19 protein-coding genes and 1 other annotated feature are annotated in these 25,235 nt (G+C 56.5%); of the genes, 10 read left to right on the top strand and 9 right to left on the bottom strand.

The window, feature by feature from the left end; genetic code table 11:
* Positions 1-108: 108 nt before the first annotated feature.
* A complete protein-coding gene (katE, locus tag EKN83_RS21430; RefSeq protein WP_126801667.1) occupies positions 109-2,358 on the bottom strand; it encodes a catalase HPII in 2,250 nt (749 codons plus the stop codon).
* A gap of 203 nt (positions 2,359-2,561) precedes the next feature.
* On the opposite strand from katE, the gene cedA reads away from it, so the two are divergent.
* Complete coding sequence (cedA, locus tag EKN83_RS21425; protein WP_205742921.1) at positions 2,562-2,801, top strand: cell division activator CedA; 240 nt, start codon at positions 2,562-2,564, stop codon at positions 2,799-2,801.
* A gap of 326 nt (positions 2,802-3,127) precedes the next feature.
* Positions 3,128-13,078 carry an autotransporter outer membrane beta-barrel domain-containing protein gene (locus tag EKN83_RS21420; protein ID WP_185857693.1) on the top strand — a complete coding sequence of 3,317 codons (9,951 nt, stop codon included), beginning with the start codon at positions 3,128-3,130 and terminating at the stop codon, positions 13,076-13,078.
* Positions 13,079-13,145: 67 nt separating this feature from the next.
* Here the strand turns inward: EKN83_RS21420 and tcyP are convergent, their stop codons facing one another.
* From tcyP to hxpB, 3 genes are all read right to left on the bottom strand, one after another.
* Positions 13,146-14,537 carry a cystine/sulfocysteine:cation symporter gene (gene tcyP, locus EKN83_RS21415; RefSeq protein ID WP_126801664.1) on the bottom strand — a complete coding sequence of 464 codons (1,392 nt, stop codon included), beginning with the start codon at positions 14,535-14,537 and terminating at the stop codon, positions 13,146-13,148.
* A 127-nt stretch (positions 14,538-14,664) separates the two neighbouring features.
* Positions 14,665-15,255: a metal-dependent hydrolase gene (locus EKN83_RS21410; protein ID WP_025757350.1), complete on the bottom strand. Its 591-nt coding sequence runs from the start codon at positions 15,253-15,255 to the stop codon at positions 14,665-14,667.
* 101 nt (positions 15,256-15,356) lie between these two features.
* The gene (gene hxpB, locus EKN83_RS21405) at positions 15,357-16,028 is read right to left on the bottom strand and encodes a hexitol phosphatase HxpB (protein WP_094918961.1); all 672 of its coding nucleotides are present in this window, start codon (positions 16,026-16,028) and stop codon (positions 15,357-15,359) included.
* Between the two features lie 148 nt (positions 16,029-16,176).
* On the opposite strand from hxpB, the gene EKN83_RS21400 reads away from it, so the two are divergent.
* The gene (locus EKN83_RS21400; protein ID WP_025757348.1) at positions 16,177-16,713 is read left to right on the top strand and encodes a YniB family protein; all 537 of its coding nucleotides are present in this window, start codon (positions 16,177-16,179) and stop codon (positions 16,711-16,713) included.
* 36 nt (positions 16,714-16,749) lie between these two features.
* On the opposite strand, the gene EKN83_RS21395 is transcribed toward EKN83_RS21400, so the two are convergent.
* From EKN83_RS21395 to pfkB, 3 genes are all read right to left on the bottom strand, one after another.
* Complete coding sequence (locus tag EKN83_RS21395) at positions 16,750-17,610, bottom strand: fructosamine kinase family protein (protein ID WP_025757347.1); 861 nt, start codon at positions 17,608-17,610, stop codon at positions 16,750-16,752.
* A 105-nt stretch (positions 17,611-17,715) separates the two neighbouring features.
* On the bottom strand, positions 17,716-18,006 hold the full coding sequence (ghoS, locus tag EKN83_RS21390; protein WP_025757346.1) for a type V toxin-antitoxin system endoribonuclease antitoxin GhoS: 291 nt from the start codon (positions 18,004-18,006) through the stop codon (positions 17,716-17,718).
* A 106-nt stretch (positions 18,007-18,112) separates the two neighbouring features.
* Positions 18,113-19,045, bottom strand: coding sequence for a 6-phosphofructokinase II (gene pfkB / locus EKN83_RS21385; RefSeq protein ID WP_126801668.1), 933 nt, complete (start codon positions 19,043-19,045; stop codon positions 18,113-18,115).
* Positions 19,046-19,340: 295 nt separating this feature from the next.
* Between pfkB and EKN83_RS21380 the strand changes: the two genes are divergently transcribed.
* Positions 19,341-20,099 (top strand): YdiY family protein, encoded by a 759-nt coding sequence (locus EKN83_RS21380; RefSeq protein WP_025757344.1) that lies wholly within the window; start codon positions 19,341-19,343, stop codon positions 20,097-20,099.
* Between the two features lie 70 nt (positions 20,100-20,169).
* Here the strand turns inward: EKN83_RS21380 and yniD are convergent, their stop codons facing one another.
* Positions 20,170-20,277 carry a small membrane protein YniD gene (yniD, locus tag EKN83_RS21375; RefSeq protein ID WP_008500658.1) on the bottom strand — a complete coding sequence of 36 codons (108 nt, stop codon included), beginning with the start codon at positions 20,275-20,277 and terminating at the stop codon, positions 20,170-20,172.
* Positions 20,278-20,375: 98 nt separating this feature from the next.
* The gene (gene yncL, locus EKN83_RS21370; RefSeq protein ID WP_021241082.1) at positions 20,376-20,468 is read right to left on the bottom strand and encodes a stress response membrane protein YncL; all 93 of its coding nucleotides are present in this window, start codon (positions 20,466-20,468) and stop codon (positions 20,376-20,378) included.
* Positions 20,469-20,790: 322 nt separating this feature from the next.
* Here yncL and thrS point away from each other — a divergent pair, with 322 nt between their 5' ends.
* The 6 genes from thrS to pheS all read left to right on the top strand — a co-directional run bounded on the left by thrS (position 20,791) and on the right by pheS (position 25,230).
* A complete protein-coding gene (thrS, locus tag EKN83_RS21365) occupies positions 20,791-22,719 on the top strand; it encodes a threonine--tRNA ligase (protein WP_025757343.1) in 1,929 nt (642 codons plus the stop codon).
* Positions 22,720-22,722: 3 nt separating this feature from the next.
* Complete coding sequence (infC, locus tag EKN83_RS21360) at positions 22,723-23,265, top strand: translation initiation factor IF-3 (protein ID WP_023616141.1); 543 nt, start codon at positions 22,723-22,725, stop codon at positions 23,263-23,265.
* 96 nt (positions 23,266-23,361) lie between these two features.
* Positions 23,362-23,559 carry a 50S ribosomal protein L35 gene (gene rpmI / locus EKN83_RS21355; protein WP_001124225.1) on the top strand — a complete coding sequence of 66 codons (198 nt, stop codon included), beginning with the start codon at positions 23,362-23,364 and terminating at the stop codon, positions 23,557-23,559.
* Positions 23,560-23,608: 49 nt separating this feature from the next.
* Positions 23,609-23,965, top strand: a complete 357-nt coding sequence (gene rplT, locus EKN83_RS21350; protein WP_000124850.1) for a 50S ribosomal protein L20 — start codon at positions 23,609-23,611, stop codon at positions 23,963-23,965.
* A 117-nt stretch (positions 23,966-24,082) separates the two neighbouring features.
* Positions 24,083-24,206, top strand: a sequence feature (Phe leader region).
* Positions 24,088-24,132, top strand: coding sequence for a pheST operon leader peptide PheM (gene pheM / locus EKN83_RS21345; protein ID WP_001386830.1), 45 nt, complete (start codon positions 24,088-24,090; stop codon positions 24,130-24,132). (Overlaps the previous feature by 45 nt.)
* A gap of 40 nt (positions 24,207-24,246) precedes the next feature.
* Positions 24,247-25,230 carry a phenylalanine--tRNA ligase subunit alpha gene (pheS, locus tag EKN83_RS21340; protein WP_003857809.1) on the top strand — a complete coding sequence of 328 codons (984 nt, stop codon included), beginning with the start codon at positions 24,247-24,249 and terminating at the stop codon, positions 25,228-25,230.
* Positions 25,231-25,235: the final 5 nt, after the last annotated feature.

Genomic DNA, 25,235 nt, shown 5'->3' with positions numbered 1-25,235 from the left:
ATACACCCCAAAGGGGAGAGGGGACTGGTTGGTGCGGTCTGTAATACCAGCACCGGTCCGCATTTCTCCCTCTCCCTTTCAGGGAGAGGGCCGGGGTGAGGGTATTTTTTACGCCGGTATCTGGTCAATCTTACTGCTGCGCGACCACACGCGGTGCGCGGCGAGCAGATCAAACAGCTTCGTCATAAACGCGTCGTCAACGTTATCTCCCTCCACAATGCCGTCCTCACCTTGCTCGGCCACCTTCAACGGCGCTTTAAACTGTCGCGCATCGCCGGAAAGGGCGATCGGTTTCAGGTGCTTATAGGCTTCGAGCAGATAATAGACGGCGTCACCGTTGGTCAGCAGGCTGGTTATATCCCCGCCCGGCACAATCACCGCGTCCACCGTCAGCGACGGTGCACCGGCAAAGGTTGCCGCCACCGGCAGCACGGAGCCGTCATCAGCGGTCACTTCACCCATGCGTGAATAAAGCAGTTTGGCGTGTACGCCTTTGGTTTTCAGCGCCTGCATGATCCCCAGCACGTCGCTGGCGCGGGCTTTGTCATTCAGCAGGATCGCCACCACGCGGCCTTTGATCGACCCTCCCGGCACCGCGTACAGGCTCAGCGACGGATCTTTCTTGATGCCGTTAACCTCTTTCGGCGGCGCAAGATTGCGCTGCTCATCGGTCAGCGTGATACCCAGGTTATCCGCCACGCTCTGGGCAAGCTGAATATCAATATGCGCCAGCTGGTCGACTACGCGCTCGCGGATATACGTGCGCACCACTTTGCTCAGTTCAAAGCTGAAGCCGCCGATAATATGCTGCTGTTCAATCGGCGTCTGGCTGTTCCAGAACAGGCGAGGGTGGGCGTAATACTCGCCGAACGACGGGCTGCGCTCGCGAATTTTATTGCCATCGATCCGCTCCTGATACGATTCGAATCCACCACGTTTTGGGGCCGGAGGGGTTTCACGCGGCCAGTTATCGTTGATGGAGTTCGGCTCATAGTTGGCCGGGTTGGTATCAATATCCTGACGGTGCATCCCGTCGCGCTGGAAGTTGTGATACGGGCAGGTGGGGCGGTTGATCGGGATCTCGTGGAAGTTCGGCCCGCCAAGACGGCTGATCTGCGTATCGGTATACGAGAACAGGCGTCCCTGTAACAGCGGATCGTTGGTGAAATCCAGCCCCGGCACGATATGTCCGGGGTGGAAGGCGGCCTGTTCGTTTTCGGCAAAGAAGTTATCCGGGTTGCGGTTGAGCACCATTTTACCCACCAGCTGAACCGGCACCAGCTCCTCCGGGATCAGTTTTGTCGGGTCCAGGAGATCGAAATCGAACTTAAATTCGTCCTCTTCCGGGATCAGCTGCAGGCCCAGTTCGTATTCCGGGAAGTCACCGGCTTCAATGGACTCCCACAGCTCCCGGCGATGGAAGTCCGGGTCGCGCCCGGTCAGCTTCTGCGCCTCATCCCACACCAGCGAGGCTTTACCCGCCACCGGTTTCCAGTGGAAACGGACAAACGTGGCTTTCCCCTCGGCGTTGATCATCCGGAAGGTGTGAATGCCAAACCCCTCCATGGTGCGGTAACTGCGGGGGATCCCGCGGTCTGACATCGCCCACATCACGTTGTGCAAGGTTTCAGGTTGCAGAGAGACATAGTCCCAGAAGGTGTCGTGCGCACTTTGTCCCTGCGGTATGGCCCAGTGGGGCTCCGGTTTTACCGCATGGACAAAGTCAGGAAATTTATGCGCATCCTGAATGAAAAACACCGGGGTGTTATTACCCACCAGATCGAAAATACCCTCTTCGGTATAAAACTTGGTGGCGAAGCCGCGGATATCACGCACTGTATCCGCCGAGCCCGCACCGCCCTGAACGGTGGAGAAACGCACAAACACCGGCGTTATCTTGTCCGGGTCGGAGAGGAAGTCCGCTTTGGTGATCGCTTTCAGGCTCTTGTAGGGCTGGAAGTAGCCGTGCGCAGCGGAGCCGCGCGCGTGGACGATGCGCTCCGGTATGCGTTCGTGGTCAAAGTGGGTAATTTTTTCCCGCAGGATAAAATCTTCCAGCAGGGTTGGCCCGCGGGACCCGGCGCGCAGGGAGTTCTGGTCATCAGCGATGCGCACCCCCTGGTTGGTGGTCAGCGCATAGCCTTCTCCGCCTTTGCGATGAGGATCGAGGGATTTGAGCTTCTCATTGCCGGTGTCCGGTGATTTCAGACTGCCCGGCGCGGTAGGCTGCTCGCCTGGGGCGGACGGGCCAGGGGAAGGGCGATGAGAGCCATCTTCAGGGGCAAGTGAGTCCATCCCAGGTTGCGATTCTTCGGTGCCATGAATGGGTGATTGATGTGTTTTATCTTTGTTCGACATTGCACGCTTCTCCTTTATTCATTCCTAAAAAACCCTGTTAACTATAGAACAATGTAGGGAAAGGGCAGGTGAACTAAGAGTTTTCAGATACTGACTGCGTAAAAGGCACGCTCAACCACACGCAAGGCGCGACGCGTGGGGGCAGGATCGGCTATCATAGAATTTTCCTGCTTCAAGAATTTGTTTTAGTGAATCCGTCGCTTATGAAACCTCTTCGTCAACAAAACCGCCAGGTTATTAGCTATGTGCCCCGCGTTGAGCCCGCGCCGCCTGACCATGCCCTGAAAGTGGAGGGGTTTCGCGATGTCTGGCAACTGCGGGGTAAATACGTGGCCTTTGTGCTGATCGGCGAGCACTTCCGTCGGTCCCCTGTGTTTAACGTGCCGGAAGCGGCCCAGCGCTGGGCAATACAGATCCGACAGGATGAAGACATCCTGGAATAACCCTCAGTCTTTTCCTTTGTGACCCCGTCCGCGCGTACAAAATAAAATACAACCCTGTTTGTCAGGGTTATTGGATAGATAAAATGCATACTGAGTGTTTTATTTATTCCGTGCTGGCGCAGTGGGTGGTCAAATAATGAAATAATAAAGCGTGATGTATTTCATGTTATTTTTGCTGCAAAAGTTAATCTGTTGTTTTTAAGATGAAAATAATTTCATGATATTTTAGGTGTAACTTCTATCCTATAAATGTTAATAAAAATTTAACGTTTTCAGGATGGTAAAATATGCACCAGGCGCGTAATACTGCGGGGATACAGTATCCCTTGTCTCGTCTCGCTGTGGCTGTTCGTCATGCTATTCCTTTCCTGGTTATTGCCGCGCTGCCGGTCAGCGCGGCGACGACGATTAATTCCCAGTCGACAACGTATACGCTGTCCGGTCCCGGCCCGTTTGATATGCCTTCGCCAAATAACATCACCGTGACCAGCGGCGCTGCGATTGACGGCGACACGACGCAGGACTGGCAGGTAACCGTCGAAGATGGCGCCACGGTGGATGGCCCGTCATATGGCCTGTCGCTTGGCTCAGCATCGGGGAACACGTTGCTGAATCTGGGGGGCGATGTGACAACGACGGGAAGTGGTTCCGGAGGAAATGCCGCCGGGGTCCGACTGACCAACGGCGGCACGCTGAATATTCTCTCGACGGGTTCGATTAACAGTAATAGCGACGGTATTTTCCTGACCACCGGCGGCACGGTGAATAACAGCGGCTCAGTGAGTGGCGCTGATGGTGGTACCTCTGTTTATTTTAGTTCCGGCACAGGCGTTTATAACGGCGACAGTAATTCGGTTATTGGTGGGGGCTACGGTATTATTGTGGATGCGGGAACGTCAACAATTACCAACGCCGGTACAATTGACTTACTGCATAATGGCGTCTGGTTTCGCGGCAGTTCTTCGGGCTCTGTTGATAACCAGACTGGCGGTATTATTCATTCGACCAGTACCTCTAATTATGGGATTGAAATCAACGCTTCGGGCGTGGTGACTATTACTAACGAAGGTGCTATTACCGGTAATACCGGCATTATATTGGGTACCAGCGGACACACCCTGACAAACAGCGGCGCCATTATCGGTACCGGGGGGACCGCCATCTCGCTGACGGGGAATAATAATACCGTCACTCTCGATACGGGGAGTGATATCACCGGCAATATTGCCGCAACCGGAACCGGTAATACCCTGACGCTAAACGGGCAGGGCACGCTTAACAGTAACGTTACTGGCGTGCAAAGTATTACCGTGGCGGCAGATGTCGGTCAGAGCTGGCTCCTCAACGGCACGTCAGACACGACAGGCACCATAAATCAGGCGTTGCATGTGCAAAGCGGCACTCTGATCCTCAACGGAGCCCTGACTAACAGCGGTGCTGGCGGGGGAACCACCATTGATGGCGATGCGACTCTCCAGCTAGGCAACAATTCCACCTTTGGCAGCGTAACGGGGAACATTGTCGATAACGGCACACTGCGCTTCTCCCGAACCGATGATGTGAGCATCGGCAACGCCATCAGCGGCAGCGGGAGCGTCAATCAGGCCGGAAACGGCCAGACCACGCTGACGACCGCCAACACTTATTCCGGCGGCACCGTGGTGGATGCCGGCACGTTAAATGCGGCAGATCATAATGCCCTTGGCTCCGGGAACGTCACCATTAACAGTGGCGGGACGCTGGCCTTGTCTTTCAACGGTGACGCTTTCACCAATACCATTACCAACAACGGCGTGCTGGACGTCATTGATGCGGATAACACCCTCGTCGGGAATATCACCGGCACCGGGGAAAGCCGAATCAGCGCGCTGACGACAACCATCGATGGTGACAACAGCGGCTTCAGCGGCCTGTGGAACATTGTCAGTGCCGGGTCGGCATTCATCCATACCGCGGAGAGCCTCGGCGCAGGCACGATACAGCTGGCAGGGGTGCTCAACATTGTGCCCGCTACGGGAGGATTTCTGTTGAGCAATGCCCTTACCGGTACCGGCCTGCTGAAGATTGCGCTGACCGGCGGGAACGCCTTTGATTTTACCAATACCGTCGGGACGCTTTTTACCGGCACCATGGCGATGGGGGCTGGTACCTTCAGCCTTGATGGCGTGAATACCCAGACCCTGACCAACGCCACGCTGCAACTGGATCCGGGCAGCACCACCACGGTGGGGTCGACCCAGCAGAATATCGGCAACCTGACCTTTAACGGCGGCATCCTGCGCTTCCCGGACCTTCCTGGCGGGGTGATCAATACCGGCAATCTGACGATGACCTCCGGCACCGTCCGCGTGGATCCGAATGACATCCTGGACACCAGCAACTTGCTGCGCACGGATGATGGCGCGGGCGTGCAGCTCGTCACCTCGACCGGAACTGCCGGGGCAGCATCAAATTTAACCCTGCAGGATTTAACCGGGAATACGCTCACCACCTCACAAGCGAATATCGTTCAGGGGGTAGACACCGTAGCGGTGGCGACCTACAGCAATTTTGGCCTGAACGGGAGCGGCGGGCTGGCCGTCGGGTACACCCTGAGCCAGCTGGATATTCAGCCTGGGCAAACCTTAACCCTCTCCGGCGACGCGGCTACCCCTTCCGGGGCGGCAGATATGAAAGCGCTGCTGATCGGCAGCGGTAATCTGGTGGTTAATGCGACCGAGGCCATTACGCTTGCGAACGCGGGCAATACCTACACTGGCACTACGACCGTGACCGGCGGCACCCTGCGTGCAGGGGCGGTAAACGTGATTGACGACAGCAGCCAGGTCACGCTGAACAGCGGCACCGCGTTCGATCTGAACGGTTTCGATCAGAGCGTCAATAACCTCAATGGCACCGGGAACGTCACGCTGGGGGCGAATACGCTGACGGAGAATACCGCGGGGACCGTGACCTATAGCGGCGTTATCAGCGGTACCGGCGCGGTGACGGCCGCAGGGCCGGGGACCTGGATCCTGACCGGCGATAATAACTGGACTGGCGGCACGACCATTGATACGGGCGTATTACAGCTGGGAGCCGGAGGAACGTCCGGGGGCATTACCGGCGATATCACCAACAACGGCGCGCTGGTGATCAACCGTTCGAATGCCCTGACGCTGGCCGGAGCCATCGACGGGACGGGGACCGTCACCCAAAGCGGGACGGGGGAAACCACCCTGAGCGGGGCAAACAGCTACAGCGGAGGGACCACGGTCAGCGCCGGAACCCTGAATGCCGCTAGCGCGACGGCGCTGGGCACGGGCGCAGCGTCGGTCAGCAGCGGCGCGACGCTTGATCTCACCTTCAGCAGCAGCACCATCAGCAACGCTATCGCCAATGCCGGGCGGGTGGAGGTCACCGGTGTAAACGAGACGGTCAACAGCGTCTTTACCGGCGCGGGTGAGAACCGCATCATCGCGGCGGGAACCGTGCTCGGCGGCAATAACAGCGGCTTTACCGGCAACTGGAATATTGTCACCGGGGCAACCGCGAACGTCGGCGCAACGCAGAACCTGGGCGATGCCGCGGTTCAACTGGACGGGACGCTGAACATTGCCCCGGCAAGCGGGAATTACACCTTCACCAACACCCTGACCGGGGCCGGGCTGATGACCGGCGTGCTTGCCAGCGGCAGCACCTTTGCGTTTGATAACACCGTCGGCAGCGCCTGGACCGGTACGCTGCGGCTCGGACAGAGCAATTTTGATCTCTCAGGTGATAACACCACCACCCTGACCAACGCCACCCTGCAGCTCGACGCGAATAACACCACCACGGTGGGCAGCGGCCCGCAAAATGTCGGTAACCTGACGATGAACGGCGGAACGCTGAAGTTCGGCAATCTGCCTACCGGGGTCATTACTACCGGCCAGCTGACGCTGACGTCGGGTACGGTGCAAATCGATCCCTCTCAGGTCGCCAGTAGTGGGGGGACGCTGCTGACCGAGGACGATGGTTCTGGGTTGCAGCTTATCGCCGCCACCGGCACCACGGGTGCGGCGTCGAACCTGACCCTGACGGATCTCTCCGGCAACGCCTTGAGTAGCGCGCAGGTTAATATCGACCAGAACAGCGCCACGGTCGCCATCGGTACCTACGGCTACAGCCTGAACAACACCAACGGGCTGGGTGTTGGGTATACCCTTAATCAGCTGGCTCTGCAGTCCGGCCAGACGCTCACGCTCTCCGGTGATACCGCCACCCCGACTGGTGCGTCGGACATGAAGGCTCTGATTACCGGCAGCGGCAATCTGGACATTGACGCGACCAACGCTATCACCCTCACCAACGCCGGTAACAACTATACCGGGACGACGACGGTAACGGGCGGTACCCTGCGCGCAGGTGCGCTTAACGTGATTGATGACAGTAGCCAGGTCACACTCAACAACGGCACCACTTTTGACCTCAACGGTTTCAATCAGAGCGTGAAAAACCTCAACGGCGCGGGCAACGTGACGCTGGGTGCCGGCGCGCTGACGGAGAATTCCACCGGCAACGTGACTTACGCGGGCGCGATCAGCGGCACCGGATCGGTCACCCATGCGGGCAGCGGAACCTGGATCCTTACCGGCAACAACACCTGGACGGGGGGGACGACGCTGAGTGGCGGCATACTCCAGCTGGGCGCGGGCGGGACCAGCGGGTCGATTGTCGGCAACGTGACCAACAATGCAAGACTGGTGGTTAACCGTTCAGACAATGTCACCTTGTCTGGCGTGATTAGCGGAACAGGCACCCTGACCCAGAAGAGCGCCGCGACAGGCACCACCTCGCTGACGGGCGCTAACACCTTTACCGGCGCGACCACGGTCCAGCAGGGCACCCTGCAGCTGGGCAACGGCGGGACCACCGGCTCACTTGCCAGCGCCAGCGCGGTAACTGTCGACAGTGGCGCGACGCTGGCCTTTAACCGCAACAACGCCCTGGCGGTCGGCAGCACCATTACGGGTGACGGCAAGGTCACGCAGGTCGGCAGCGGGACTACCATTATCAGCGGGACCAACAGCTATACTGGCGGAACCACCGTCGCGGTGGGAACCTTAAACGCCTCGAACGCCAGCGCGCTGGGGACCGGGGCGGCTACCGTAAACAGTGGCGCGAATCTGCTGCTCTCCTTCAGTGATGGCACTTTCGCCAACGGTATCGCCAATGCCGGGTTACTGAATGTGGCAGGAGCAGGCAATACCCTGAACAGTAATATCACCGGGGCGGGGACCAACCGCGTCAGCGCGCTCAACACCATCCTTGCCGGGGATAACACGCTCTTTACCGGCAACTGGGATATCACCAGCGCCGGTTCGGCGACGGTGACCGGCGGGCAAAATCTGGGCGATGCCGCCGTACAACTGAACGGCATGCTTAATGTCGCACCGCCGGGTGGCGGCTGTACCTTTACCAACACCCTCACCGGGGCCGGCGTGATGATCGTTGAGCTCTCTCCCGGTAACAGTTTTGCTTTCGATAACACCGTTGGTAGCGCTTTTACCGGCACGTTAATGCTGGATCAAAGCATGTTCGCTTTGTCCGGCGCCAACACGACCGCACTTACCCGCGCCACTCTGCGGCTTAACGCGGGCAGTGAAACCACCGTCGGCAGCGGAACGCAAGCTATCGGTAACCTGACGATGAACGGCGGGGCACTGATCTTCAACGGTGAAGTGCCACCCGGACAGCCAGATGGCTCGGTGGCGGTCACGGATTTAACCCTGACCAGCGGTGAAATCCGCACCGAAGCACCTGTGACAGGGATCCCCAATCCGGCACCGACGGGACAGAACCTGATGGAAGAGGATGACCGGGAGATCTTATCCCGGCTGGTCTCCGCCTCGGGCACCGTGAGCGGCGCGGCGGGCAACCTGACCCTGACCGATCATGACGGCAACGCCATCAGCGATCCGCAGCAGTTTGCTATCACCGAAGGCGGGACGGCGGTTGCCAATGCTACCTACAACTACTCCCTCAGCACCGGCACCGGCAACGACGGGCTGTATATCCAGTACGGGTTAACCACGCTGGATCTGCTGAGCGCCCAGACCCTGCACCTGACGCCGGATGCGGGCGCGGTGGGCGCGGCGGCGACGCTCAGCGCGCAGGTAACGGGGGGCGGGAACCTGGATGTGGATGCCAGCGCGGCAGGAGGCCAGACGGTGACCCTCAGCAATAGCAGCAATAACTATACCGGGGCGACCACCGTATCGGGCGGCACGCTGCGTCTTGGCAGCAACCAGGCGCTCGGCAACACCAGCCTGCTTACCATCAACAGCGGGGCGAATACCAGTATCAATGGCATGACCCAGACCATTGGCACGCTGGCGGGCGACGGTGGGCTGGCGATCAACGGCGGTAATTTGACCATCAGCAACGGTGGGACGTTTGGCGGGGTCACCAGCGGCGCGCTCGGTGCGCTGAAGCTGACTGGCGGCACCCTGACCCTGACCGGGGCGAATACTTTTACCGGCGTCACCACCCTCGATAGCGGGGCAACCCTGCAGGTGGGGGCGGGCGGCACCACCGGCAGCTATGTCGGGCCAGTCGTTGACAACGGCACCCTGACCTTTAACCGCAGCAATAACGTCGCCCTGACGGGGGCGGTGACCGGCAGCGGGGAACTGCATCAGGACGGCGCGGGCACGCTGTTTGTTAACACCAACGTCGGCGTCACCGGACCCGTTGTCATTAATGCCGGGACGCTCAGCATTGGTGACGGCACCACCGATGGCAATGTGACCTCCAATATCACCAACAACAGCGCCCTGCAGTTTAACCGCAGCGACTGGACTTACGGCGGCGTGATCAGCGGTACGGGCACCGTTGAGCAGGTCAGCGCCAGTCAGACCACGCTGACCGGGGCCAACACCTACAGCGGCGCGACCGCCGTCAGTGCCGGGACTCTAAACGTGGCGAACGTTGCCGCCCTGGGCACCAGCGCCGCGACGGTTGATGACGGCGCGACGCTGGCACTGTCGTTTGGCTACGGCACCTTCGGCAACGCGGTGGCAAACAACGGTCTGCTGGACGTCATCGGGGCCGGGAATGCCCTCACTACCAACATTACCGGGACCGGCGTTAACCGTGTCAGCGCGCTTCAGACCACTCTTGCCGGGGATAACAGCGGCTTTAATGGCAGCTGGGATATCACCCGCAGCGGCGGGGCAACCATCACCGTCCAGCAGAACCTCGGCGGTTCACCGGTGCAGCTGGACGGCATTCTCAACGTTAGCCCGGCCAGCGGCTTTACTTTTATCAACGCCCTTACCGGCAGCGGTCTGCTGGCTGCTACGATGGGCAGCGTCAGCGACGCCTTTAACTTCGCGGCCTCGGCGGGCAGTGCCTTTACTGGCATTGTGGCGCTGCGGCGTGGCACGATGGCGCTGGAAGGGGATAACGCCAGCGCATTAACCAATGCGACGCTGTCGCTGGGGACGGGCGCTGTTGCTAACCTGAACAGCGACCAGACCATCGGCAACCTGACCTTTGCTGGCGGTCTGCTGGATGTGGCGATGAAGACGCCGGATTCGGCCGATATCCTGACGGTCAATAACCTGAACGTTGATTCCGCCGTGACGCCGCCGAACGTTGGTGTGGTGAATCTGCAGACCGCCGCTCTGCCGCCGGGGGCAAAACCGGACGGCAACTTCCTTGACCAGGATAACGAGGTGGATAACGGCATTCAGGTGGTGAAAGCCACTACCGTCAGCTCGGAGGGAACCCAGCTTAAGCTGCTGCTGGACGGGACTGCCCCGGCGGATGAGGTCGACCAGGTCTCCGACGGCTTTGGGCACGACGACGTGCTGGCGACTTACGGCTACACCGCCGTGATGACCGCAGGCGCGAATGCCCCTGGTGGTCCGGGGTTATACGCGGGCTATATGCTCAAGGTGTTAAACAGCCAGTCAACGGCGGTGATCGACACCGCGGGCGCCACGGACAATACCCTTGGGGCGCAGTTGACCGGCGTGGGGGATTTCGACTTCCGCGCCAACGACGGTACTATCACGCTCGCGAATACCGCCAACGACTATCAGGGCAAAACCCTTGTCACCAGCGGCACGCTGCAGTTGGGCGGCAACAACACCCTCGGCCAGTCCAGCGCGTTGTATATCGCCGCCAGCGCCATCACCGATATCAACGGCTTTAGCCAGAACATCGGTGCGCTGAACGGGGCGGCGGGCAGTACGCTGACGCTGAACGGCGGGGCGCTGACCATCACCAACGGCGGGCAGAGCGACGGGGCATTGACTGGCGGCGGCAACCTGAACCTGGCAGGGGGTGAACTGACGGTTAGCAATGCTAACCGCGGTCTGACGGCGACCGTCGATATCGCTGATGGCGCCACTGCGCATCTCAAAAATGCCGACGCGCTGGGCAGCGGCGACGTAGCCCTTAATGGCACGCTGGTGCTGGACTCCGTGACGGGATCGTTCGCCAATGCCCTGCAGGGCGCGGGTGCCATGAACCTGGTGAATGCCAGCGACGTCACGCTGACCGGCAACAACGCGCGCTACAGCGGCGCTATCGATATTGACGCCGGGAACCGCCTGACGGCACAACAGGCTGCGAACCTTGGCAGCGCGACCCTCACCAACGACGGCGAGCTGGTGCTGGACGCCCGCGATAACTGGGCGTTTGCAAATGCGATGAGCGGCAGCGGCCTGGTGACCAAAGCCGGGGCCGGTGTGGTGACCCTTGCCAGTGATTACGGTCATACCGGTGGCACCCACGTTGAGGCGGGCACCCTGGCGCTGGATAACAGCGCCGCGGCGCTCTCCGGCGGCGGGGTCGTCACGGTGGATGAGGGAGCCACGCTCGGCGGCTACGGTAAGATTGTCGGCAATGTCACCAGCAGGGGGACTGTCTCCGCCGGGGACGCCATCACATCCCTGACCGGTGGCGCAGGAAATCTGACTATTCAGGGCAACCTCGATAACTTCAACACCGTTAACCTGGCGGGGAACAGCGTTGGCAATACCCTCACCGTCACGGGGAACTATACCGCCCACAGTACGCTGGTGCTCAATACGGTACTGGGCGGCGATAATTCGAAAACCGACAAACTGGTGGTGCAGGGTGATACCCGTGGCCATACCGACGTCTATGTGAATAACAAAGGCGGATCCGGCGCGCAGACCGTCAACGGGATCCGCGTCATCGAGGTCGATGGCGCCTCAAACGGCGACTTTACCCTGGCTAACCGCGTAGTCGCCGGTGCGTATGACTATCAGTTGTTTAAAGGCACGCCGACCAGCAGCGACGGGGACTGGTATCTGCGGGTTCCTGTGGAGCAGCCGGTGGTGCCGATTCGCCCGGAAGCGGGGGCCTATCTGGGTAACCAGAGCGCGGCGATGGATATGTTCACCCACAGCCTGCACGACCGTCTGGGGGAAAGCCTGTTTGTCACCGGCAACGGTCAGCAGGTGAACGCGCCGTCCGCCTGGATCCGCACCTTCGGCAACCGCACCGACAGCCGGAGCGCGGGACAGATTGGGCAGGATACCTGGAGTAACGGGATGCAGATTGGTTTCGATCTTGCCAGTAATTTGCAGGTCCAGAACCGCTGGCAGGTGGGCGTCATGGCGGGTTACGGCTCCGCGCGAACCCGTAACCAGAGTGACGGTCAGAGCACCGTCGCCCGCAGTGAAGTGGATGGCTACAGCGTCGGTTTGTACGGCACCTGGTTTGCGGACGGGCGCCCGGAAGGGACCGGGCCGTACATTGACACCTGGACGCAGTATGGCTGGTACAACAACAAGGTGAACGGAGACGGTCTGCCGGAACAGAAGTATGACAGTACCACCCAGACCGTGTCGGTGGAGGGGGGCTGGGCCTTCAATGTCTATAACACCTCGCTGATGAGCTTCTTCGAGCAGGTCATCTATACGCATTACGATGCGGACGATGTGAAAGAGGACAACGGTACGAAGGTGAAGATGAACGACGGTGGTTTCAGCAACCGGCTGGGCGTCAGGGTCTACGGCTATTCCGCCGACAGGCAGGGACGTCAGTGGCAGCCGTTTATCGAGGTGAACTGGCTCTATCATGGCTATACCGACGCCGTGAAAATGGACAACACGCGTCTGGAATCCGATACGCCGAAGCATCGTTATGAGGTGAAAGCAGGCGTGGAAGCGAAACTGAATAATCAGTGGAGCCTGTGGGGCAATATTGGTACCCGGCAGGGGGGCAGCGAGTACCGCAGCGTAGAGGGCGGTCTTGGGGTGAAATACAGCTGGTAAAACATGGCAGAAATAAAAAAGCCCATCACATCATCGGATGGGCTTTTTTTATTCAACTGAAACGCGATTAACGGTGCGCCAGCTCGGCGTCGTCTTCACTTTCCAGAATCGCTTTGTCAGTTTGCTTCAGCCACTGGCTGGTCAGCGTTCCGGCGGTCATCGAGCCGCTGACATTCAGCGCGGTACGACCCATGTCGATCAGCGGTTCAACGGAGATCAGCAGGGCGACCAGCGTAACCGGCAGACCCAGCGCAGGCAGAACAATCAGCGCGGCGAAAGTTGCGCCACCGCCAACGCCCGCAACGCCTGCGGAGCTCACGGTCACAATCCCGACCAGCGTGGCGATCCAGACCGGATCCAGCGGGTTAATCCCCACCGTTGGCGCGACCATCACCGCAAGCATCGCCGGGTAGAGGCCTGCGCAACCGTTCTGACCAATGGTTGCACCAAACGAGGCCGAGAAGCTGGCGATAGACTCAGGCACACCCAGACGACGGGTCTGCGCTTCCACGTTCAGTGGAATAGACGCGGCGCTGGAACGGCTGGTGAAGGCAAAGGTCAACACTGGCCAGACTTTACGGAAGTATTTCAGCGGGCTGACGCCGTTTACACCCAGCAGGATACCGTGCACCACGAACATGATGCCCAGACCCAGGTAAGAGGCGACGACGAAACTTCCCAGCTTAATGATGTCCTGCAGGTTAGAGCCAGCGACCACTTTGGTCATCAGCGCCAGCACGCCATACGGGGTTAACTGCATCACCAGACGTACCAGCTTCATCACCCAGCTTTGCAGGGTATCGATGGCGGTCAGCACGCGCTCGCCTTTTGGCGCGTCGTCTTTCAGCAGCTTCAGCGCCGCCACGCCCAGGAACGCGGCGAAAATCACCACGCTGATGATGGAGGTTGGATTTGCACCGGTCAGGTCAGCAAACGGGTTCTTCGGAATGAAGGAAAGCACCATTTGCGGCACGGTCAGGTCAGCCACTTTACCTACGTAGTTGGTCTGAATCGCGGTCAGACGCGCCGTTTCAGCACTGCCCTGAACCAGACCTTCTGCCGTCAGGCCAAACAGGTTGGTCACCAGCACACCCACCAGCGCGGCAATCAGCGTGGTAAACAGCAGCGTACCGATGGTCAGGAAACTGATTTTGCCCAGTTGAGTGGCGTTATGCAGGCGCGCAACGGCGCTCAGAATAGAGGCGAACACCAGCGGCATAACGATCATCTGCAGCAGCTGAACATAGCCGTTACCGACAATGTTGAACCACTGAATAGAATCTTTCAGAACTGGATTATCGGAGCCATAAATCGCCTGTAATGCCAGACCAAATACGACACCCATGGCCAGACCGACCAGCACTTTCTTCGCCAGGCTCCACTGTTTGTGGCGCGTCTGCGCGAGAAGCAATAGCAATACAACGAACACAACGACGTTCGCGATGAGTGGAAAATTCATCCCCGTTCTCCTGATTTATTATCGGGCCGGTTTTTACCGATCCTGTTGGCGGAAGGTTAGCAGAAGTGTGATGTAGCGCTTATATCCAAATGGAATGGGTTATGACAAATGGGATGATTTTGTCGGTTTACTGTTCAATCTGGTGATGAATAAAACGATTGAACTGAAATTGCAGTGAATTAATCATCTGGGACGACCAGCGGACTGCACTGTTTTCGGGCAATGTTTGCGGCATCCAGACGGCGTAAGCAAACAGGGCCATGCACAATGCGCGCTCAAGCTGGTTACCTTTCTGGGGAACAAGGATGGGAAAACGGAAACGCCAGCGGCAGGGCCACAGCAGCGGCACGCCCGCAGGCGTCAGCATATCGGCGAGAATATGGCTCAGATAACCCAGCACCATGCCCTGAATGGCATCCGCAGGCACTATCCAGCTTTCGGGCACTTTTAAATAGAACAGCGTCAGCAGGCCAAATACGGCCAGCAGACTGTGGGTAAATCCCCGGTGGCCGAACGCGCGGGCGATGGGTTTTGACACCCACTTCAGACGTTGTCCGAGGAAGGATTTCGGGTGGTCGATGTCGGGCAGCAGACAGGTTAATACGGCGGAAGGGACAATATGCCACCAGTCCCCCTGTGCCAGCACGGGGGTGAGTTCAGCATTTTTGGCAAATACTGCACACGCAATAGAAAAAAGCAGGTGGCCTTCCGCCGTCATGATAAAACCCACGAAACTGTCAATTCATACAGTATAGGGTTTTTATACAGTAGGCGGAAGAGGTGACGGTGTAACTGTTTGTCACAAACCGGTGGTAAGGGTTAACCGCCCAGCAGGTGTCGCGCCGTGAGCTCTGTCAGTGACGTGAGCTTCACATCGGCCAGGGCAAACCGGGGATCGTGACGGCCCTCTTCAGCGGGCACCACAATGGAACGCATCCGCGCGGCTTTGGACGCCACCATACCGTTAACGGAATCTTCCAGCGCCACACAGTTAAGGGGATCCAGGCCCAGTTTCGCGGCGCAGTCCAGATAGACCTGAGGATGCGGCTTGCTGTAAGGCAATTTTTCAGCGGACGCCAGGGCGTCGAAACTGTCGCGCAGCTCAAACATGGTGAGCACTTTTTCCAGCATATGCAGCGGGGAGGCGGAGGCCAGGCCGACTTTCAGCCCCTGAGCTTTGCACAGCGCGACGGCGTCACGTACGCCGGGCAGCAGCGGCCTGTTCTCTTCCACCAGGGAAATCGCGCGGCTGATAATACGGGCGGTCACTTCATCACGGTCGGGGCCCACCCACGGCTGTTGGGCAAACCACAGGTCCACCACCATGTCGATGCGCAGACCCAGCGTATCAGGAAGTTCATTACGGCGGTTGATATCCACGCCCAGACTGGCCATGACGTCCAGTTCAGCGCGATCCCACAACGGCTCGGAATCGATCAGTAATCCATCCATGTCAAAAATTGCGGCAAGAATTTGGCGCGGTGTCGACATCACAACGTCTCCTTATCCAGGGTGTTCGACAGACGATACGTGCTAAGCACACTCTGCAATTTAGCATATTGCTTTTAAAGAGCGGGCGAAATTGATGACCAGCAGGTAGACTTAGGCACAAATAACGCGTCTTTATGAAGAGGAACTGATGACGTATCAACAAGCTGGACGCATTGCGGTCTTAAAACGGGTTGCTGGCTGGGTGATTTTTATTCCCGCCGTTATTTCTACGCTGATTTCTGTGCTCAAGTTCATGTACGATCACAGCGAAAAACAGCCGGGTATTAATGCGGTCATGCTTGATTTTGCGCATGTCATGATTGAGATGATGCGTTTTAACACGCCATTTTTGAATGTCTTCTGGTTCAACTCCCCCACGCCGGACTTTCATCAGCAGCTCAATATTGGGTTCTGGATTATCTATGCGCTGATCTTTATCGCCATGGCGTTGCAGGCCTCCGGCGCACGGATGAGCCGTCAGACGCGTTTTCTTCGTGAAGGGGTTGAAGATCAGATGATTCTCGAGCAGGCAAAAGGCCCGGAAGGGATGACCCGGGAACAGATTGAGTCCCGGATTGTGGTTCCGCGTCACTCCATTTTTCTGCAGATCTTCCCGCTCTATATCCTTCCTGCGATCGTCATTGTGGCGGGGTATTTCTTCTTCTCACTGCTTGGTTTTCTGTAAGCGATAAGGGTGGCGGTCAGGCCACCCGTTTTGTTGTCAGGCGGCAAGCATGCGTTCGAGCGCCCGCTGGGCGTTCACAAGGTGTTCGCCACCAAAGAGAATGGCGCGGTTCATCAGCGTATACAGCTGATACACCGGTTGACGATCGAGGAAACCGTGCGGCAGGGGGGAAACGGACTGGTACCCGTCGTATATTTGCGGCGGCTGCTCAGGATGCAGCGGCAGCATGGCCAGATCGCACTCTCTGTCACCCCAGTAACAGGCCGGGTCGTAGATATAGGGGCCGTTGGGCCCCAGCGCGCAGTTATCGGACCATAAATCACCGTGCAGCAGAGATGCCTGCGGCTGGTGGGAGGCCAGACGCTGCTGAACGTGTTCGACGATGGCATCAATATTGCCAAATTCCAGCCCTTTCTCAGCGGCCAGCTCAAGCTGCCAGCCAATGCGTTGCTCGGCAAAAAACGTCGACCAGCGGCGCTGCCAGGCGTTGGGCTGAGGGGTGGTGGAGAGATCGTTGTCGAAATCGAGACCAAACTGCGGCTGGTCGCTCCATTGATGGAGTCGCGCTAACTGCTGGCCGAGAATAAAGGCGTTATGGGCATCCAGCGGACGGGCAGGAAGATATTCCATCACCAGAAAGCTGTAGTCGCGGTCGCTACCCACGGCCAGGACCTGCGGAACTGTCACCGTTTTGCTGCGGGACAACAGCTCCAGCTGGTCAGCTTCGGCGGTAAATATTGGAAGAAGCTCACGTTCATCGCATTTTACGAAGAGATCGCGGCCTGCGTAGCGTAAATGCCACGCGGCGTGGATCTCACCGCCTGGCAGTTCGTTACGCAGTTCGATTTCACCTTCACCCAGTTGCTCACTTAAAAGATGACTGATAGCCTGCCACATGATGTCTCTCCCATGTTGTCTGCCAGATCATAAAGTTAGCGCATTATTGCGGTAAAAAAATACGAACTAACGCACACCTGAGCGGTTTAAATTCATGCAGGGCACTTATTGTTCTTTTTTCTGCCAGCTTTCCCAGGTATCGACGTCAATCTCGGTGGGTTTGTCGGTCACACTTTCCACCAGACTGGCGGCCAGCGCATGCACTTCTTCTTTAGTCAGCGCAGAGATGAGACCAAATGCCAGGGTGCCTAAATCGTGAATATTGCCCTCGTCATCCGTGAGCGTGAGGAGAAACTTAGCCCGGGTGAAGGCGTTGTTGAGCTCATTCAGCTCCGTCAGCGAGGCTTCATGAAGGTTGACGGTTACGACGTAGCGGGTGATGTCACCACTGCTCATAATTCACCTCATTGTTATCATGGAAGTTTTCTTAGCATAGTCGATAGTTTGCGTTTGGCGACTCAGAGATGACATTCCCCTCCATAACGATGAAGGGGAACGGGCGTTAATCTCGGGACAGGTAATCGACGATTTTTTGCGTATCGGCCAGTGAACACAGACGCGTGCCCTGGTTGATGGTTGCGGCGCTACCCGCCGCCACACCGTAACGCGCCATTTCCAGCAAAGACGCGCCCTGCGCCAGTTTCAGCGTCATCGCGCCAACCATGCTATCCCCGGCGCCAACCGTACTCTGGCTTTTCATGGGCGGTGGGACAACCTGAACGGCTGACGTTTCATCGACGGCCAGTGCCCCCTGAGGACCCAGAGAGACCACGACGCGTCGTGCTTTGCCGCTGCGTACCAGTTCCTGTGCGGCGGTGCGAACATCATCCGGTTGCGTCAACTCTCGGTTGACCAGCGCGCTGAGCTCTTTCTGGTTCGGTTTGACCAGCTCCAGATTGCCCGGCACGAGTGCCGCCTGAAGGGCCTCGCCGCTGCTGTCGACAATGCAGCGGATGCCGCGCTGCTGCGCCGCCTGAATAAGCGCGGTTAATTTATCTGTACTCACTCCGGGGGGCAGGCTGCCGCTTATCACCAGCAGTGCGCCGCTCTCTATGGTCAGTACTTTCTCTTCAAGCTGACGAAACTCGTCATCACTGAGCTTCGCGCCGGGCATCACAAAGCGATACTGCTCGCCGCTGGATTCCACGTGCACGTGCAGGTTCTGCCGCGTCCAGTCTTTGGCCTCCACGGTCTCTACGGCGACCTGTTCATCTGCCAGCAAAGAGACCAGGTGTTCGCCGGTGGCGCCGCCGACGGGAAAAATTGCCATGGCGTGGCCGCCAAGGTGCGTAATGGCGCGCGCCACGTTGATACCGCCGCCGCCGGGCTCAAAAACAGGGGCGCTACAGCGCAACTTACCTTCCGGGTAAATCTGCGGCGTCAGGGTTGCGGAATCAAGGGAAGGGGAGAGCGTCAGGGTGTAGATAGAAACCATCATTACCTCCTTTTAGCGTGGGTTCCTTTTAGTCTGGCACCCTTTGTCTGGAACGCAATGTAAATAACAGTATGATTTTAAATATGAATACAGACGTAAAGTGAGGCGCGGGATATATAAAATAAAACGCTTTTTGGGATCGTTCTTATTCAAAAAATGAAATAAGAAAACATTGCTATGTTATTTGCGGCTTTTTATAATTTGTTACCTTTCTCTGGACGCCTTGTCATTGATCCTCAAGAAAGATTCCGGGACCGTGTGGTCTCTTTTTTTGTTGTACGGACTCCTTAATAAAATGAAGCTTTTAAAGACAGTTCCCGCTGCACTGATGCTGGCGGGTGGCGTGTTTGCAGCTATGAACGCAGCCGCCGATGATACCGTTTTTACTGTCATGGACGATCCCACCACCGCGAAAAAACCTTTTGAAGGTAACCTGAACGCTGGGTATCTGGCACAATCCGGTAACACCAAAAGCTCCTCTCTGACAGCGGACAGTACGCTCACCTGGTACGGTAACACGACCGCCTGGTCGCTGTGGGGAAATGCCAGCAACACGTCCGCGAATGACGAACGCTCTTCCGAGAAATATGCGGTAGGCGGACGTAGCCGTTACAACATGACCGACTATGACTACCTGTTTGGTCAGGCAAGCTGGTTAACCGACCGCTACAACGGTTATCGCCAGCGCGATGTGTTTACCGCCGGTTATGGTCGCCAGTTCCTGAACGGTCCGGTACACAGCTTCCGTTTTGAATTCGGTCCAGGTGTGCGCTATGACGAGTACACCGATGGCGATACCAAAACCCAACCGCTCGGTTACGCGTCCGGGACCTATGCCTGGCAGATGACTGACAACACCAAATTCACGCAGGGTGTTTCTGTATTTGGTGCCGACGATACGACGCTGAACTCTGAGACGGCGCTGAACGTGGCCATCAACGAACACTTTGGGCTGAAAGTGGCCTACAACGTCACCTGGAACTCGTCACCGCCAGAAACGGCACCGGATCATACCGACCGCAGAACCACGGTTTCACTGGGTTATAAAATGTAATTATGGCGGGCCGATGAAAATGTCGGCCCGTTTCTCATCTCAGGCCAGTTGGCTTTCCTTCTGTTGATGTTTAGCCCCAAATCATCGCCGCCCAGCGAAGTAGCAGCATTGCGCCGCAGATGGCAATCAGCACCAGCACCATTTTCCAGTGTTTTACGGCAAATCGTTTTGTTGGCATAACCTGATCCTTGTTTGTTAACACCCACAGTCTATCAAACAGGGCTGATACATGCCCCTTCACAGGATCGATCAGGTTATGCCAGCGTAGGGTTGGGCTTAGAACCAGTGGAATCGTTCGGCGAGAATCAACAATAAACCTGTCGCTGAAAGGATGTTCAATATCACAACCGTTCTACTGGATACGTTCATGGTATGCACCTTTGGGTTTAAAGATCTGTTCAAGAGTAGCCCAGCATTCCAGGAATGCGAGCACCGGGAACTGGCCACCAGCAAATTCATGCAAAAGTGCCAGCGCATCAATCTGCCAGCAGAGGATGCATACGCCCTGTGATTAGTGTTACCATTACGAAGCCTGCCGTAAATCCGAATTATTCTGATTCTGGCAGGTGAATGATGACGAACCAATTTGACGATTGTTGGTCAGATGGTCTCGTAATCTATCGTCAAATCACGATTATTTTCTTTGTATATGCTCTTATGTGTGGGGCATCACTGCAAATAAGGATATAAAATGCCTGTAATTACTCTTCCTGATGGCAGCCAACGCCATTTCGATCACGCTGTAAGCCCAATGGATGTTGCCCTGGATATCGGTCCGGGTCTCGCGAAAGCGACTATCGCTGGCCGTGTTAACGGTGAACTGGTGGACGCCTCCGATCTCATCGAAAACGATGCGACACTTGCCATCATCACCGCGAAAGACGAAGAAGGTCTGGAGATCATTCGTCACTCCTGCGCGCATCTGTTAGGTCATGCCATCAAACAGCTGTGGCCCAACACCAAAATGGCGATCGGTCCGGTGATCGACAACGGTTTCTACTACGACGTTGACCTTGACCACACCCTGACTCAGGAAGATATCGACGCGCTCGAAAAACGTATGCACGAGCTCGCCGAAACCAACTATGACGTCATCAAGAAGAAAGTCAGCTGGCACGAAGCGCGTGAAACCTTCGTGAAGCGCGGCGAGAGCTATAAAGTCTCTATTCTTGACGAAAATATCTCCCATGATGACAAGCCTGGCTTGTACCATCACGAAGAATACGTCGACATGTGCCGTGGACCGCACGTGCCGAACATGCGCTTCTGCCATCACTTCAAACTGATGAAAATCGCAGGCGCTTACTGGCGTGGCGACAGCAACAACAAGATGCTGCAGCGTATTTATGGTACCGCGTGGGCCGACAAAAAAGCCCTGAACGCGTACCTGCTGCGCCTGGAAGAGGCCGCGAAGCGTGACCACCGTAAAATCGGTAAGCAGCTTGACCTGTACCACATGCAGGAAGAAGCGCCGGGTATGGTGTTCTGGCATAACGATGGCTGGACCATTTTCCGTGAACTGGAAACCTTCGTACGCTCCAAGCTGAAAGAGTACCAGTATCAGGAAGTGAAAGGTCCGTTCATGATGGACCGTGTGCTGTGGGAAAAAACCGGCCACTGGGACAACTACAAAGATGCGATGTTCACCACCTCGTCTGAGAACCGTGAATACTGCATTAAGCCAATGAACTGCCCGGGCCACGTTCAGATCTTCAACCAGGGTCTGAAATCCTACCGCGACCTGCCGCTGCGTATGGCGGAGTTCGGTAGCTGCCACCGTAACGAACCATCAGGTGCACTGCACGGTCTGATGCGCGTGCGTGGCTTTACTCAGGATGATGCGCATATCTTCTGTACTGAAGACCAGGTCCGTGATGAAGTTAACGCCTGTATTCGTATGGTCTACGATATGTACAGCACCTTTGGCTTCGAGAAGATCGTGGTCAAACTCTCAACGCGCCCGGAAAAACGTATCGGTAGCGATGAGACCTGGGATCGCGCAGAAGCGGATCTCGCCGTGGCACTGGAAGAGAACGGGATTCCGTTCGAATATCAGCTGGGCGAGGGCGCATTCTACGGGCCGAAAATTGAATTTACCCTGTATGACTGCCTCGATCGCGCATGGCAGTGCGGAACGGTACAGCTGGACTTCTCCCTGCCGCAGCGTTTAAGCGCCTCTTATGTTGGCGAAGACAACGAGCGTCAGGTACCGGTTATGATTCACCGTGCAATTCTCGGTTCTCTGGAGCGCTTCATCGGCATCCTGACCGAAGAGTTTGCTGGCTTCTTCCCAACCTGGCTTGCGCCGGTGCAGGTCGTGGTGATGAACATTACCGATTCTCAGGCGGATTACGTTAAAGAATTGACGCAGAAACTACAAAATGCGGGCATTCGCGTAAAAGCAGACTTGAGAAATGAGAAGATTGGCTTTAAAATCCGCGAGCACACTTTACGTCGTGTCCCGTATATGTTGGTCTGTGGTGATAAAGAGGTGGAAGCAGGCAAAGTTGCCGTTCGCACCCGCCGTGGTAAAGACCTGGGCAGCCTGGACGTAAGTGAAGTGATTGAGAAGCTGCAACAAGAGATTCGCAGCCGCAGTCTTCAACAACTGGAGGAATAAGGTATTAAAGGCGGAAAACGAGTTCAAACGGCACGTCCGAATCGTATCAATGGCGAGATTCGCGCCCAGGAAGTTCGCTTAACAGGTCTGGAAGGCGAGCAGCTGGGGATTGTGAGTCTGAGAGAAGCAATCGAAAAGGCTGAAGAAGCTGGAGTAGATTTAGTTGAAATCAGCCCTAACGCCGAACCGCCAGTTTGTCGTATCATGGACTACGGCAAGTTCCTTTATGAAAAGAGTAAGTCTTCTAAGGAACAGAAGAAAAAGCAAAAAGTTATCCAGGTTAAGGAAATCAAGTTCCGTCCTGGTACCGACGATGGCGATTATCAGGTAAAACTCCGCAGCCTGATTCGCTTTCTGGAAGATGGCGATAAGGCCAAGATCACACTGCGTTTCCGCGGTCGTGAGATGGCCCACCAACAGATCGGTATGGAAGTGCTTAACCGCGTCCGTGACGATCTGAGTGAACTGGCAGTAGTCGAATCCTTCCCTACGAAGATCGAAGGCCGCCAGATGATCATGGTGCTCGCTCCTAAGAAGAAACAGTAGGCCTTCAAGTAGCAATTCCTGTGGAGCCTTTGTGCTTCACAGGTTTTGTTCGCCTGGGTTTCGTTTATTTAACAATGCGAAGTGGAAGTTATTAAAATGCCAAAAATTAAGACCGTACGCGGTGCTGCTAAGCGCTTCAAAAAAACCGGTAAAGGTGGTTTTAAGCACAAGCACGCTAACCTGCGTCACATTCTGACTAAGAAAGCTACCAAGCGTAAACGTCACCTGCGTCCAAAAGCCATGGTTTCTAAAGGCGATCTGGGCCTGGTTATCGCGTGCCTGCCGTACGCATAAGTCGTTTCGTTTAACTTTTTTAACTTAGAATAGATACAGGAGAGCACACATGGCTCGCGTAAAACGTGGTGTAATTGCACGTGCACGTCACAAGAAAATTTTGAAACAAGCTAAAGGCTACTACGGTGCGCGTTCACGCGTATACCGCGTTGCCTTCCAGGCTGTTATCAAAGCAGGTCAGTACGCTTACCGTGACCGTCGTCAGCGTAAGCGTCAGTTCCGTCAACTGTGGATTGCGCGTATCAACGCAGCAGCACGTCAGAACGGTATTTCTTACAGCAAATTCATCAACGGCCTGAAAAAAGCCTCTGTTGAAATCGACCGTAAGATCCTGGCTGACATCGCAGTATTCGACAAAGTAGCGTTCACCGCTCTGGTCGAAAAAGCGAAAGCAGCACTGGCATAAGCCAGTTGAGAGAGGGGGCCTGGCTCCCTCTTTTCGTTTCAACAGCATCAAAACGTTGACAATTTTTGGGCTACCCTTTTCAATAAGGCGTTAGGTTCCTTACCACACAAGGTAACGCAAGCATGAATGCTGCTATTTTCCGCTTCTTCTTTTACTTTAGCACCTGACATCAGGAGGCTAGCGCGTGAGAGACGAAACGGAAAACAGCGCCAGAAAGCCTCCTGATGGAGGCTTTTTTTGTATCTGCCGCTGGTAAATATCGCTACATAACGAGGAAAATCATGTCACATCTCGCAGAGCTGGTTGCCAGTGCAACAGCCGCCATTAATCAGGCCTCAGATGTTGCCGCGTTAGACAATGTCCGCGTCGAATATCTTGGTAAAAAAGGGCACCTGACCCTTCAGATGACAACCCTGCGTGAACTGCCGGCAGAAGAACGCCCGGCAGCAGGTGCGGTAATTAACGAAGCCAAAGAGCAGGTACAGCAGGCTCTGAACGCGCGTAAGGCTGAGCTGGAAAGCGCGGTGCTGAATGCGCGTCTGGCCGCAGAGACGATCGACGTTTCTCTGCCGGGTCGCCGAATTGAAAACGGTGGTCTGCATCCGGTTACCCGCACTATCGATCGTATTGAAAGTTTCTTCGGTGAGCTCGGCTTTACCGTGGCGACTGGCCCGGAAATTGAAGATGATTACCATAACTTCGATGCCCTGAACATTCCTGGCCATCATCCGGCACGTGCTGACCACGACACTTTCTGGTTCGACGCGACCCGTCTTCTGCGTACCCAGACCTCCGGCGTTCAGATCCGTACCATGAAGGAGCAGGAACCGCCAATCCGCATTATCGCGCCGGGCCGCGTCTATCGTAACGACTACGATCAGACTCACACCCCAATGTTCCACCAGATGGAAGGCCTGATTGTTGATAAAAACATCAGCTTCACCAACCTGAAGGGCACGCTGCATGATTTCCTCAACAACTTCTTTGAGGAAGATCTGCAGGTTCGTTTCCGTCCATCCTATTTCCCGTTCACTGAACCGTCTGCGGAAGTGGACGTGATGGGTAAAAACGGTAAATGGCTGGAAGTGCTGGGCTGCGGTATGGTGCATCCAAACGTGCTGCGCAACGTGGGCATCGATCCGGAAGTTTACTCTGGCTTTGCGTTCGGTATGGGCATGGAACGTCTGACCATGCTGCGCTACGGCGTGACCGATTTACGTGCATTCTTCGAAAACGATCTGCGTTTCCTCAAACAGTTTAAATAAGGGCA

The organism is Enterobacter sp. WCHEn090032, from assembly GCF_003986875.1.
Taxonomy (GTDB): Bacteria; Pseudomonadota; Gammaproteobacteria; order Enterobacterales; family Enterobacteriaceae; genus Enterobacter; species Enterobacter sichuanensis.
The sequence above is the reverse complement of the archived record's forward strand: the minus strand, read 5'-3'. Positions and strand labels throughout refer to the sequence as shown.